Origin of the sequence: Microcoleus sp. w2-18bC1 (genome assembly GCF_036700365.1) — a bacterium.
Classification (GTDB): Bacteria; Cyanobacteriota; Cyanobacteriia; order Cyanobacteriales; family Microcoleaceae; genus Microcoleus.
In genome coordinates this window covers 65,911-79,374 of sequence record NZ_JAUBOS010000024.1, presented here as the reverse complement: position 1 = coordinate 79,374, position 13,464 = coordinate 65,911, and the positions used below count along the sequence as shown (strand labels likewise).

Genomic DNA, 13,464 nt, shown 5'->3' with positions numbered 1-13,464 from the left:
TGTTCTGACTCTCAAACCTCAACCTCTTTATGAAGCTTTAGCCAAGGGTAGGGCCAGACAACATACCCTCGATTTTAAGCAGCGTTATGCCTTACGGGCTGGTGTTGAAAGTTCCCTATCTCAAGGAATTCGTGTTTTTGGTTTGCGCGACGCTCGTTACATGGGTCTTGCCAAGACTCGTCTACAACATATTGTGACTGCTGCGGCGATGAATCTGTCAAGAATGTGGGCGTTTTGGCGTAACATTCCGATTGGCTTGACCCGTGTGTCTCGTTTTTCGGCTCTTTTTCCCTCTGCCTCATTGTAGTTTTTTTTCCATGATTATGGGATGTTTGGTTTCACCCTTTTTTAATTCGCCAACAGTCTCTTGAAACCGCCTAGTTCCTTAATCTAATAAGTCAGGTTCCCGACGCACTATCATGTCATAAAGCGGTTGAAAGCTAAACCATCCCATGCGGTGAGACCCTACTTGCTGCTGTGTTAAACGCGCACATTCTGGCTTGATGAGAATTGGTTTTCCTGCTGCTTCGGCCATTAACTGCGCTTGACAAGAACGTTCCATTGCAATAAACCACCAAGCCGCTTCATCTACTGTTTGACCTACTGTTAACAGTCCGTGATTTTGTAAAATAATCGCTTTTTTCTCACCTAAAGTTTTGGCGATGCGTTTAGCTTCTTCGATTTCCAAAACAACTCCGGTGTAATCGTCAAATAAAGCTTGGTCTTCATAAAAAGAACAAGCATCTTGCGTCAGCGGGTCAAGCAGGCGGCCCAAACTCGACCAACTTTTGCCGTAGGGAGAATGAGCGTGGGCTGCTGCGATTACGTCGGGGCGGCCGCTGTGCACTTGGGAATGAATGGCAAATGCTGCTTCGTTTACGGGTTTATTTCCTTCCACAACTTCGCCTTTGTGGTTGACTAAAATTAGGTCGCTGACTCGAATTAAACTAAAGTGCATTCCAAAAGAATTGACCCAGAAATGGTCGAGGTGTTCGGGGTCGCGGACGGTGATGTGTCCGGCAATTCCTTCGCTGAATCCGAAGCGGGCAAATAATCGGAATGCGGCGGCTAAACGCTGTTTGCGGTGGCGGCGTTCTTCTTCAACTGAGTTGAATGTTGGGGGTTGAAAAGTGACTTTGGGGATTTTTATTGCAACCATAGATTTGGGAATTGGGAATTGGGCGTTGGGCATGGGGCATTGTTGACTGTTGACTGTTAACCGTTGACGGTTAACCGTTAACTAATGACTACTGACTAATGACTAATGACTACTGACTACTGACTACTGACTTTATCTTCGCTGAGACGCAAGCCTGCGATGTTTTTGCAGTCAAAGGTGCCGTTGTTGCCGGGGCGACGTTCTATTAATTCGATGATTTGTCCGGCGGGGTTTTGCAGAAACCACTGGGTTAATGAGCCGTAGTCTAGAGGACGCTCTGATAGCGGTTTAAAGTTTTTATTTTGCCATATTTTAGCAGCATTCTGCACGTTTTCGACTCGAAGCGCGACGTGGTGAACTGCTTCTAATCCTCTTTCTTGCTGAAAGCGGTTTTTTTGGTCGCCGGCTGCGTGGGGCGCATCTAATACTACTAAGCCGCCCGCTGGCATTAATAAGGTCATTAAATGCAGCCACAAATCGGAGGGAACGTTAATGTTTCCCGAACAAAAGTTGATCGGGAACAAGTCGGGGCCTTCAACTGTTTTGGCGCCGAAAGAGCGCAAAGATGCGGCGTATTTTTCGAGATCGGTGCGGCTGGGAAATGTGATGACAAAGTGGTCGATCGCAACTTGTTCGTCGTACAGGTGTGTTTCAAACGTCCAGGCTGTTAAAAATTCGGGAGTGATAAATTTGAGGTTGAGTTCCAGCAAGCCATTTTTTTCGATGAAAGGTGAGTCAAGATGGCCCTCAAGGTTGCGATCGAACTTTAGGGTTTGTAGATTCAAGTTTTTCATCTGTATTCGCCGATGTTAACTCCGCAAAACTGCGAATTGTGTCTACAAGCTGAAGTTGAAACACATTTGGTGCGCCTTAATTCAAAAATAACACAAAAGTTAATATTGGTAAGCCGATCGCGCGATCGCCACTCCCAAACCTTTATATAGCAAGTATCCCGCAATCTAAAATCTACAATCTAAAATCTAAAATCGGATGGTTTGCCGATCGCGTTTCCGGCCAACCACGCTGTAGTCCAGGCACTTTGGAAGTTGAAACCGCCCGTCACGCCGTCGATATCCAAGATTTCGCCCGCAAAGAAAAGTCCGGGACAGCGGCGGCTTTCCATTGTCTTAAAATCAACTTCTTTAAGGTTGACACCGCCGCAGGTGACAAATTCTTCCTTAAATGCGCCTTTTCCGGCAATCTGATATTCGCCTTGAACGAGTTCTAGCAGGAGGCGATCGAGGATTTTGTTAGATAAGTCGGCCCAGCGTTTTTGCTCGTCAATGCCGATCGAACTTGTCAAACGTTCCCAGAGGCGGCGCGGCACCGGAAACGGACAGCTAGAAACAATCAATCGGTGCGACAACTGCGACTTAACCGCTAGCAGTTGCTGCCGCAAAACTTCCGCATTGTACTGGGGAAGCCAATTAATCAGCACAGAGGTTTTATAATGGCGATCGTGCAAAAATCTCGCACCCCAAGCCGAAAGTTTGAGTACAGCAGGCCCGCTTAAACCCCAGTGAGTAATTAGCAAAGGCCCGCTTTGTTCTAATTTAGCTCCCGGCAATTTCACCTTAGCATTAGGAACAGAAATTCCGGCTAAATCTTTGATTCGGCTGTCGGAAATATTAAAAGTAAATAGAGAAGGAACGGGCAGTTCTACAGTATTACCTAACTCTTTTGCCCACTTATAACCCGATGGATTGCTGCCTGTAGCGAGAAGAATGCGATCGCACTTAAAAATCTCCCCCGACTTCAACTCAATTTCAAAAGTAGGGGCGGTGTCTCCGTGTTCGCCCTCTGCGCTGTTGCCCGTTAATTTCTTTACAGAAACTACTGCATCGCCGGTGCAAATTTTCACACCTGCATCCTCAGCAGCCCGGATCAAACAGTTAACAATTGTCCCCGAATCGTCGGTGATCGGAAACATTCGCCCGTCTTCTTCTGTTTTCAACTTCACGCCATGACCTGCAAACCATTCTACAGTATCGCGCGGTTGAAATCGAGTAAAAGCACCGCGCAGAGCTTTCCCTCCTCTGGGGTAATTCTGCACTAAAACACCGGGGTCAAAACAGGCGTGAGTCACATTGCAGCGCCCGCCGCCAGAGATGCGAACTTTTGCCAGGAGTTGCCGGCCAGCTTCTAGTAAAGTGACGCGGGCCTGGGGGTAGGTTTTGGCACAGGTAATTGCACTAAAAAAACCAGCAGCACCGCCGCCAATGATTGTAATTTTGAGGATTTGATCGGACAAATTTTTTCTCGCTTATTCTGGTTCAAAATCGGATTTTGCCGCCCCGCAAGTGGGACAAACCCAATCGTGGGGGATATCTTCAAAGGGTGTACCGGGATCTATGCCTCCGTCGGGGTCGCCTACTTCTGGATCATAGACGTAATTGCAAACTGTACAAACGTATTTTTGCATTTGCTTAACTCAATTTTATATTGCAAGCCTATAGATTGTACTTGACAACGCAACTTAGTGCAATACCACTTTCAAAAAGTAATGCGGCTTTCGGCAATTCGGAAATTATTAAAAATTTAGTTTTTCAAAATTATAAAATATAAAATTTAATTAAGTCTTGCACAAATCTAAAATCTAAAATCGTCAAAGCCTCCAGAACCGCAGTTCTAGAGGCTTGATTGTATTTTTTATTAGTTGGCTGCGATGGGAAGACTAGACTTTTGCTAAAGGCTTAGTCCAAACGCCGTTTTCATCTTCTTCGTACTGCTGGTGAATAGCGTTCCAAGCCGTGTGTTCGGCTTGTATCGAGTCGTTGCTTTCATCAAATGCGGCGTTGTAGGATTCCATAAAGGTTTTTTGAGCAGCTTCCGACAGGTGCGATCGCACTTCTGGAGATAAGTCTGCCTGACTATTGCAGCGACCTTTGACGGCGCGCGGCAGCGTCATTTCGCTAATAGCTATCTCTTCGCCACCTGCACTTTCTAGCAAGAGTTGAAATTCGCCCGATTTATCTGCGGGAACTTCTGCCATCACGAGAAATTCGCCTGCTTCAACGCGGGTTTGATAGATAGTTGCTTTGTCTTCGGGCATTCCCAAAGCGACCAAAGCGGAAACTAAACCCGCACCCGCCGAACCTGCGATCGCCCCGCTAGCTGCACCCAACAGTACCGCACCCAGCGGGCCCGCCGATACTACTGCACCGACAAAGGGAATAAACAGCACGCCGACGCCTGTTAGCAAACCCAAAAAAGAACCGAATAAGGAACCAAAAATCGCCCCGCTTCGGAGACCGCCTAATATCACATCTTTTTTAGTAATAAAGCCGGCAATTTTAGTTTTAGATTGAAAGTTTTTTCCCATTACTGAGATGTGGTCGCGGGAAACTCCGCGATCTAGCAACCGCCGAATTACGCCGTCTAATTGTTCTTCTTCCTTAAATACGGCTGAAACTGTGCGTTCGGCTAAGTATTCCTCGGTCATTGTTCCTCCTTGATCGTTTCTCGATTAGTTATGCTGGTTTTTAGTATAGGAGGACGCTGTAGGGCGATCGCATCAACCGCGAGATAGAGGTCGATGCGATCGGATATAGTTTGAGGCTCTATCAAAAGAGTTAAAGTTTTTTTTAAGTGCGATTGCTCATTTATTATTCGAGATAGTTATTAAGATAATATTTTTTTTTAATCTGGCTATCTTATTCTATTTTAAAGACTTGAGTTTTATCGTAACTTCCGATAGCAAGCGCTTTCCATCAGCTTTTTTTGCTGCTAGATTTGCCTCAATTTTGTCTGGCTTCGCCTAATATTAGGCTAGTAGACCATAAATTTGCGAACGAGTCAAATGCGGTTTTTAATTAATGATTTTTTCTGGAGTCAGCCCAGCATTAAAATCAATAGCAATATTTTTTACGGTAATTCGGGTTGTGGCAATGGGGGGCGCCAGTCGCAAGTTCCTGGCGTGCGGACAATTAGCCTTCCAATATCAATGCCAGTTGTCATATTTACCTCGATTGAGTTAACTTTATCCTATAGTAACGCAGCTTCATTTCTACCCGATCGCACTTTCGCAACATTAACCAATGCCATTAGCACCCCTGTTTCCTGTCGTTCATCCCATCCTCAAATCTGCTTTTCCCAGATGTCTGTGGACGGGAGATATCAACAGCCGAGAAATTGCTCTCACATTTGACGACGGGCCGCACCGTCAGCACACACCTCAACTTTTAAAAGTTTTAGATAAATACGACATCAAAGCTAGTTTTTTCTGGCTAGGTTTTTGCGTGGATCGGCATCCAGAAACGGCTAAAGAAGTGTACGATCGCGGACACTGGATCGGTCTCCACGGCTATCAGCATATATCGTTTCCAAAACTAAAAACCCACGAACTCAAACAAAGTTTAGAAGACACGCAGAAAGCAATTGCCAAAGCTTGCGATTTAGACCCAAAATTAATCCTGGACGTGAGGCCACCCAATGGCATTTTTACGCCGCGAACATTAGAGTTATTGCAACAGTGGGAATATCGCCCCGTAATGTGGAGTGTCGTCCCGGAAGATTGGGTGCGGCCGGGGGTGAGGAAAGTTATTAGTCGCATCGTGCAGCAAACTGAAAACGGATCAATTATTGTACTCCACGACGGCTATTGCGGCGGCGAAGATGTTGCAGCTTCTGCTGATAAAATAATTCCATTGCTTTTGTATAAAGGTTACAAATTTGTGACAGTCGATCGACTGTGGGAACAGGCTAACATTCAAATAACAGGAAATTAAATCCATGAAAAAAAGACAGTTTATTGCATCTCTTTGTTTGGTAAGTGCCGGATGGGCGATCGAGCTTTCTCCTGCTTCCCTAAGTGCTGAAACTCCACTTCTAGTGCAGCAGCCAGCCCCTGGCGTATCTGCACCTGCCGCTAACTCCAAAACCCCACAAGTGGAACTGCTAAATCCGGGAGTGGAACCACGACAGGAACTGCGTTTAAAACCAGCTATTGATGTCAAAGAAACAACTGTGATGACCGTAAAAATGGATATGGAAATATCCGCATCCGGTCGGTCTTCGCCTGGGGCTAAAATTCCAGTATCGATGATGACTTTCGAGACAAAAGTCACTAAAATCGATCCCAACGGCGATATTCACTACGAGTTTGCTTATACTAACTCAGATATCGCTGGCGATACTGGAAATATGCCGCCAGCCGTCCGAGATGCCATGCGTTCCGCACTCAAAAGTATGGTGGGAGTGAAAGGCTCTTTCATCATGGACAATCGCGGTTTTCATAAAGGAGGCGACATTATTTTGCCCGAAGGAGCTGACAACAACCTCAAACAAATGGTTCGACAAATGTCTAAATCTCTAGAACAACTAGCCTCGCCGCTGCCTGCCGAAGCAGTCGGAAAAGGAGCCAAATGGCGCGTTTCTTCTTCCTCTGATTTCAGTGGCATGAATGTGAATGAAATTGCTACCTATGAATTGGATAGCTGGCAAGATGGGGTTGTGTCTCTGAATGTAAGTATAGAGCAGCAAGCCAACCCCCAAAATCTTACCTCTCCCCAACTGCCTGCTGGAACTACCCTAACCCTAAAATCTTTTAGTTCTCAGGGTCGGGGAGCAGCCACAATGCGCTTGGATAGATTAAATCCTTTTCGCTCTACTGTGTCTATTAGTTCAAATAGCGAAATGAGTGGTAAAAATGCTGGCAGTTCTGAAGAATTAACAATCACAACAAAAATGGCGATGGAGATGACTTTAGAGTCGAAGTAAGCTTTATTATAGGAACTCGAAAAATTAGGGACACGGCACTGCCGTGTCCTTGGTCGTAGGTAAATTTTTAATAAATGGTATTAAATCTGGTTAATATAGCTGATATTATATAAACAAAGTTTTCCAAAGTTTTGAACAACAATTTGTAAGTAGAGGAGTCTGTTCTATGATTCGATCGCACAGACGGCAAGCTATTATCGGTTTAGTGGTAGCCCTAGTGATAATCATCGGGAATTTAATGTTTCCGGGTCTGAATGTAACGCCGGCATTTGCTCAAGCTAAATTTAAGGATGTTAACAACCATTGGGCCCAAGCTTGTATTGAGGAGTTAGCAGAGAAAAAAATTATCAGTGGCTACTACGAAGACGGCAGTTTTCGCCCGAATCGCCCCGTCAGCCGCGCTGAGTTTGCGGCGATGGTTCGCATGGCTTTTCCCGATGCCAAAACCGTCCGCGCTCCGATCGACTTTGCAGATATTCCTACAAATTACTGGGGTTTTAAAGCAATTCGAGAAGCTTATCAGACGGGTTTTATGTCTGGATACAGTGGCAGTATCTTTAACCCGACTTTGAATATTACCCGCTGGCAGGCTTTGGTAGCTTTAACCAGCGGCTTGAAATATACACCTACGGGCTCGGCGGCTGAGATTTTGGATGCGACTTTTGAGGATGCGCCGCAAATTCCCGAACTAGCCAGAAGTGCGATCGCCGCCGCCACAGAAAAACAACTTGTGGTGAATTATCCGGCTGTTAAACAGCTAGAACCTACTCGGAATGCTACTCGCGCCGAAGTCGCAAGTTTTTTCTGTCAGGCGATCGCCAAACCCGGCCAAACTGCCTTAGTTCCTACCCAATATATCGCCCAAGTTCCCCCGAATATTGGCCCGCCGAGAACAACAGAAACCTCGGAATCGGGGAAAGTTCGGGCGGAAGTTTCTTTCCTAAAAGAAGCAGAAAATGCTAAAAATCTCCGCATCAGAATTATCCGCGACGGTAAAACTTTATTAGAAGAACCAGTGCTAATTCCGACTCGTTCTCTAGTAGATAATCCAGACAAAAAAACCAGCGAAGAAATATCAGAAGGACGTTTTTTATCGCTGCGAATCCGTGATTTAGACGGGGACAAGGAACCGGAAGTGCTGGCAGATTTAGTCTCAACCAAAAGCGGTGTCCGCTGCTGCAATTATTCGTTTATTTACCGCTACGATTCGGGCGCTAACAAATACACTCATATCAAGCATTTTTGGGGCAATGTGAGTTACGAAATTGTCGATTTGGGCAAAAATGATATCCCCGAGTTTAAAAGTCAGGACGGCAGATTTTCCGAGGCTTTTACAAATTACGCTGATTCTCGCTTTCCGCTGCAAATTTGGCAGTACCGCCCAGGTAAAATGCAAGATGTTAGCAAACAGTATCCGGTAGAAGTATACACGAATTCTGCTGAGCTTTGGCTAGAATCTAACAAGCGTCTGAGTGAAAATGCGGAGGTGAAAGGGGTGTTGGCGGCCTTCATGGCGAACAAGTATGTCATGGGCCAGGAGGCGGAAGGTTGGCAGTTATTGGAGAGGGTTTATCAAGGACGCGATCGCACTCAATTCTTTGGGAAGTTGCGGGAGTTTTTGGTGAACACGGGTTATGCCAGTAAGTAGACTTCGAGGTTTTTAACCGCAGATGAACCCGGAGAAACGCTGATAATATCTGTAGGGGCGGGTTTTACCCGAAATATTTGCTAGGACTAAAAGCATCGTAAACCCGCCCTTTCGCGAGGAATAAGAAAAAAATGGCTGTTTATCAAGTTCGGTTGGTGAATGAGGCTCTCGCGCTCGATCGCACGATCGCAGTACCAGACGACCAGTATATCTTAGATATGGCAGAAGATGCCGGCATCCGCTTGCCGAATGGATGCAAGCAAGGAGAGTGTTCTGCTTGCGTTGTCAAACTGCTGAGCGGTGAAATCGACCAAAGCGAACAAAAGTTTTTGAAGCCGTCAGAATTGCAAGCTGGCTACGCTGTTACTTGTGTGGCTTACCCGCTTTCTGACTGCACTTTGTTAACTCATCAAGAACAAGTTTTATATCAAGCCGCTCTTTATTTTAAGTAATAAGAAATCATTTTTTTACCATCTTTTCTTCTAGCCTCGCTGGGCGCGGAATTTGTTTGTAGAAAAGCGAATTATATTCGCCGATCTAATCGTTATCAAAGCAGATTTGCTATGGTGTAAGGTGCGTGACTTTCTAGCATCTCGCTGTTAATTGAGGAACTAAAAAGCCACGCACCCTAACGAGTATAGATAAACCCGTCCTTATTAATTCAGCAATTGTAGAATCCGCTGAAGCGGAATCTCCGCGAAATCTAAGCGGTAATTGAGTTCGTAGGCTAGCTCGGCAACCGCTTTTTCCAAAATGTAAGCATCCAGCAAAACTTGTAGTTCCGGTATAGATTTGGGCAAGAAACTTGCATCCGCTGCAGTCGCCAAATAACTCTTGACAAAAGTTAGGCTGACCCAGCGGTGCCAAACGTTCGCCCACTGCTGCATCTCCGGGAGATTTTCAGGGCGAATCATGCCGCTTTCTACTTCATTGCGGAGTGCCAAAGTCACAGCGTAACTTATAGATTGCAGCATTCCTGCAACATCTCGCAGGGGCGACCTCTTCATCCGTCGCTCGCTTAAGGGTCGATCGCGTTCTCCTCCGAAATCAATAATTACGAAGTCTTTACCTGTATAAAGAACTTGCCCGAAATGAAAGTCTCCGTGACAGCGAATTCTATCGGCGGTGATTCTCAAATTCAAAATAGACTTGAAACGTTCCATGAGCAAATCTTCGCGGTTGAGGAGCTTTTGCGCCGATTTTTGTATGTCTGGCGGCAGTTTGGACAGCCGTTTTTTCAGATCCAGCAAAGTTCTTCCCGCCAGATTTCTCATGTGTTGATAGATGGAACGCTGGTAAAAGGAGGTGAAGCTTTCTGGGGCAAAAGCGGGATTTTCTGCGTCAGACGCTAAAGCGAGGTGAAGTTCGGCTGTCCGTTGACCTAAAAGCTCGGCTGATGCTAAGTAAGAGCCGATGAGTTCGCGAGCCAATGGCGGAATTTCTAGGGATAAATCCGCTACTAGCGAGTTTGGCTGTCGCTGGGTTTGTCCGGTCAAAGCGTTCGGCAAATAATTTTCCGGGGCAGTAGATAAATTCTCGCCAGAATGCTTTGCTTCTACTGTCATTACTTGCTCGAAATAGTCGCGCAGTGTGTCTAATGTATAAGACCAAGCATCTACACTGTCGGGGATTAATTTTTGTAGGATTCCGACTGTAAGGACTTGTTTTGCTGGTGTGTGATATTCCAATGCTCCGGCAATTGGAGCATAGTGTTGGATCGAGTTTCGCTCTGTTAAAAAGCGTCCGATTTCTAATTCGGGGTTGATTCCTTCCTCGATTTTTCGCAATATTTTCAGGACGAAGCGGTCGCCGTAACCTGCGGATGTATTGCTTTGTTCTTTTTTGAACACGTGAGGGTCGAGCTGCGATAAATCTTCTTCTGATTTGAATGCACTGTCGGCAATTCCTAGCAGTTGACCTGCAACACCTCTGTAACTGCGAGAATTGCCGATCGCCCCCAGCAGCGCGCTCAGAAAACCTTTCTCCCCAGCAGCATCAAATAGTACCCCGATTTCCTTTTTGGTTTCTGGGAAGTGCAGGCGCGCGATCGCCCGATCGTCCAAATCGCCTTTCATCTCTTCCCACCCTAAAGGCAAAACGTAAGTTTCCGGCATACCTTCAGTATAATTCAACTGCAAAAACAGAATGTAAACTTGAGATTGCTCCCCCGCACTATCTTTACATTCAATCGTTACAATCTCACTTATTTCTAATGATTGAATTGTCCTATCAGAACCGCTGAACCAGCGATTACGCCGCAAGTATCCCGGCAAAAGATTAAGCAGCATATCGCTTAACTGACTTGTAGCAAAAGCAGTTTTCCAATTACCTATGACCGCCAAACTAGGCAAGTCTGTAGGATGACCGTGCGACGAAAAATCTTCGTGTTTAGCAGTAAGAGTAAACCAGTAAAACGTGTGAGGACTCAAACTCAAAAAATAAGGCGAATCGCCAACAGCAGGAAACTCCGTGCGGCCGAAAATCTCCACCGGAACAGCACCTTTAAATGGCGCCAGGTCTAATTCTGCTGTCTGGACGAAGCGTGACAAATTAGCAACTACGAGGATGTGTTCGTCTTGATAAGTGCGTACAAAAGCTAAAACTTTGCGGTTTTCCGGGTACAGAAACTCGCAAGTTCCGCGGCCGAATGCTTGGAAGCGCTGCCGAATTGCAATCAGGCGTTTCATCCACCACCACAGAGAACTCGGATTCGCCCGCTGCGCGTCCACGTTAACAGATTCGTAGTGATATTCAGGGTCAACAATTGGCGGTGCGTACAGGCGCTGCGGGTTCGCGCGACTAAAACCGGCATTGCGATCGCCACTCCACTGCATCGGAGTTCTCACGCCGTTGCGATCGCCCAAATAGATATTGTCTCCCATGCCAATTTCATCGCCGTAGTAAAGCACCGGCGTACCCGGAAGAGACAGCAGCAAAGCATTCATCAACTCAATGCGGCGGCGGTTATTTCCCATCAAAGGAGCCAGGCGGCGGCGGATGCCCAAATTAATTCTCGCCTGAGTGTCTTGAGCGTAAACCCGATACATATAATCTCGGTCTTCATCACTCACCATTTCCAGCGTCAATTCATCGTGATTCCGCAAAAACAATGCCCACTGACAATTATTGGGAATATGCGGAGTTTGCTGGAGAATGTCGCTGATTGGGAAGCTATCTTCCATATGCAAAGCCATAAATAAACGCGGCATCAGCGGAAAATGAAAGTTCATGTGACATTCATCGCCAGCAGCGTAATATTCAACCGCATCCTCCGGCCACTGATTCGCCTCAGCCAGCAGCATCCGGTTCGGGAATTTCTCATCTACGTGCTGCCGCAATTGCTTCAGGAATAGGTGAGTTTCGGGCAGGTTTTCGCAGTTAGTACCTTCGCGCTCGTACAGGTAAGGCACCGCATCCATTCGCAGTCCGTCTACTCCCAGTGCCAACCAGAAATCTACTACATCTAAAATGGCTTGGCGGACGGCGGGATTGTCGTAATTCAAATCGGGTTGGTGGGAATAAAAACGGTGCCAGTAATAAGCTTTTGCTACCGCATCCCAAGCCCAATTAGATGTTTCAAAATCTTGGAAAATAATCCGAGCATCTTGATATTTTTCCGGCGTGTCACTCCACACATAAAAATCTCTTTCGTTACTGCCTTTCGGGGCGCGACGCGCTCGCTGAAACCAAGCGTGCTGGTCGGAAGTGTGGTTAACAATTAACTCAATAATGACCCTAATTCCCCGTTGGTGCGCTGCTTCTAAAAGGTCTTTAAAGTCCTCTAATGTGCCGTAAATCGGGTTGACCGTAGTATAGTGAGATGTATCGTAGCCGTCGTCTCGGAGCGGCGACGGAAAAAATGGCAGTACCCAAATTGCTGTTACTCCCAAGTTTTGCAGGTAATCCAGTTTTTCTGTCAGTCCTCTAAAGTCGCCGATCCCGTCTGCATTGCTGTCTGCAAAAGCCCGAACTGGTACTTCGTAAATAATCGCGTCTTTGAACCACAAGGGGTCGTCATTTAACATTGAGTTGGGCATGATTTGTAGCGATGATTGGTAATTAGTAATTTGTACTTAAAATTTGGTAATTGGGATTTGTTAGTTCCCATCCAAACCGATAAATCATAACTCATAATTTGACCGCAATTCCTCATGCCAGCGGCAGACTTTTAATCGTAATTTATTAACGCAAAACTTATAATTTCTTAACTATAAAATCTCAAAAATCTGTTTTGCTATTTCGGATACAGTTCACAATCCGGGTACTGTGCTAGCTACCGATGCGCGGTGCCCACCCTACCAAAGCGTGTCAACTTAAGCCTGAAACCCCTCTGTATCTCTCGCTGCTAGCCCAGTCTAGATCCCCCTAAATCCCCCTTGATAAGGGGGGCTTTGAGAACACTCTTGTTCCCCCCTTATTAAGGAGGGGTTAGGGGGGATCGAGCCCTTGTTGACACTAAGCGCACCCTACAGACTCAGGATTAGGTGCGGTATTTACTACCTGCCGGACGGTTGCCACGACAATACAGTACCTTGACGTTTATTACTAATTTTCGTTACATTAGTTTACATAAAGCAACAAAAGTTAAGGAAAAAGCAAATATGGCTATTGTAATCGCTCTTTTAATCGTCGGTTGGGTCGCGGCCTCAGTAATTGGCACTCAAGCATATTTCCTCGGGGAACAGTCAAAGCCCATCCACGAGCGGAATTGGAACGATGAATCTTTTGAAAAATTGGCTGTAGCAATCACAGCAACAGAGATGGATTACAGCGTTCGCGTTCCCGCCTACAGCATGGATGCCTATGGCAGCCGCACCATGTCTAATTCTTGATATCAAGTAACAGGTTTCACCATTTTCAATAACAGGCATCTTCCCTGTTTCTAATTTTCAATAACAGGCAGGATGCCTGTTCCACAAGAAAATTGATCGTTTGTGGA

General features: G+C 46.1%; 12 protein-coding genes. 6 read left to right on the top strand and 6 right to left on the bottom strand.

The genetic code is table 11. The annotated features are described in order from the left end of the window. On the top strand, nucleotides 1–307 hold a 307-nt coding region (locus QT979_RS15020), incomplete at its 5' end, for a transposase (RefSeq protein ID WP_333310816.1). 78 nt (nucleotides 308–385) lie between these two features. Here the strand turns inward: QT979_RS15020 and QT979_RS15015 are convergent. From QT979_RS15015 to QT979_RS14995, 5 genes are all read right to left on the bottom strand, one after another. Further along, nucleotides 386–1,159 carry a class II aldolase/adducin family protein gene (locus tag QT979_RS15015; protein ID WP_333214020.1) on the bottom strand — a complete coding sequence of 258 codons (774 nt, stop codon included), beginning with the start codon at nucleotides 1,157–1,159 and terminating at the stop codon, nucleotides 386–388. 116 nt (nucleotides 1,160–1,275) lie between these two features. Beyond that, complete coding sequence (locus QT979_RS15010) at nucleotides 1,276–1,953, bottom strand: hypothetical protein (RefSeq protein WP_333310814.1); 678 nt, start codon at nucleotides 1,951–1,953, stop codon at nucleotides 1,276–1,278. A 179-nt stretch (nucleotides 1,954–2,132) separates the two neighbouring features. Then, nucleotides 2,133–3,398: an NAD(P)/FAD-dependent oxidoreductase gene (locus QT979_RS15005; protein ID WP_445304787.1), complete on the bottom strand. Its 1,266-nt coding sequence runs from the start codon at nucleotides 3,396–3,398 to the stop codon at nucleotides 2,133–2,135. 24 nt (nucleotides 3,399–3,422) lie between these two features. Next, complete coding sequence (rd, locus tag QT979_RS15000; protein ID WP_333214026.1) at nucleotides 3,423–3,581, bottom strand: rubredoxin; 159 nt, start codon at nucleotides 3,579–3,581, stop codon at nucleotides 3,423–3,425. Between the two features lie 252 nt (nucleotides 3,582–3,833). Continuing rightward, complete coding sequence (locus QT979_RS14995) at nucleotides 3,834–4,601, bottom strand: ChaB family protein (RefSeq protein WP_333214027.1); 768 nt, start codon at nucleotides 4,599–4,601, stop codon at nucleotides 3,834–3,836. 595 nt (nucleotides 4,602–5,196) lie between these two features. Between QT979_RS14995 and QT979_RS14990 the strand changes: the two genes are divergently transcribed. The 4 genes from QT979_RS14990 (at nucleotide 5,197) to QT979_RS14975 (ending at nucleotide 8,977) form a co-directional block, all read left to right on the top strand. Continuing rightward, a complete protein-coding gene (locus QT979_RS14990; RefSeq protein WP_333214031.1) occupies nucleotides 5,197–5,886 on the top strand; it encodes a polysaccharide deacetylase family protein in 690 nt (229 codons plus the stop codon). 4 nt (nucleotides 5,887–5,890) lie between these two features. Next, on the top strand, nucleotides 5,891–6,877 hold the full coding sequence (locus QT979_RS14985; RefSeq protein WP_333310809.1) for a DUF6263 family protein: 987 nt from the start codon (nucleotides 5,891–5,893) through the stop codon (nucleotides 6,875–6,877). 166 nt (nucleotides 6,878–7,043) lie between these two features. Beyond that, entirely contained in the window at nucleotides 7,044–8,525 is a 1,482-nt protein-coding gene (locus QT979_RS14980) for an S-layer homology domain-containing protein (protein ID WP_333214035.1), read from the top strand. A gap of 131 nt (nucleotides 8,526–8,656) precedes the next feature. Next, on the top strand, nucleotides 8,657–8,977 hold the full coding sequence (locus QT979_RS14975) for a 2Fe-2S iron-sulfur cluster-binding protein (RefSeq protein ID WP_333046751.1): 321 nt from the start codon (nucleotides 8,657–8,659) through the stop codon (nucleotides 8,975–8,977). A 204-nt stretch (nucleotides 8,978–9,181) separates the two neighbouring features. On the opposite strand, the gene treS is transcribed toward QT979_RS14975, so the two are convergent. Then, nucleotides 9,182–12,562, bottom strand: a complete 3,381-nt coding sequence (gene treS, locus QT979_RS14970) for a maltose alpha-D-glucosyltransferase (protein ID WP_333214037.1) — start codon at nucleotides 12,560–12,562, stop codon at nucleotides 9,182–9,184. A 564-nt stretch (nucleotides 12,563–13,126) separates the two neighbouring features. Between treS and QT979_RS14965 the strand changes: the two genes are divergently transcribed. Beyond that, the gene (locus tag QT979_RS14965; protein ID WP_333214038.1) at nucleotides 13,127–13,357 is read left to right on the top strand and encodes a photosystem II protein, Psb35-related; all 231 of its coding nucleotides are present in this window, start codon (nucleotides 13,127–13,129) and stop codon (nucleotides 13,355–13,357) included. Nucleotides 13,358–13,464: the final 107 nt, after the last annotated feature.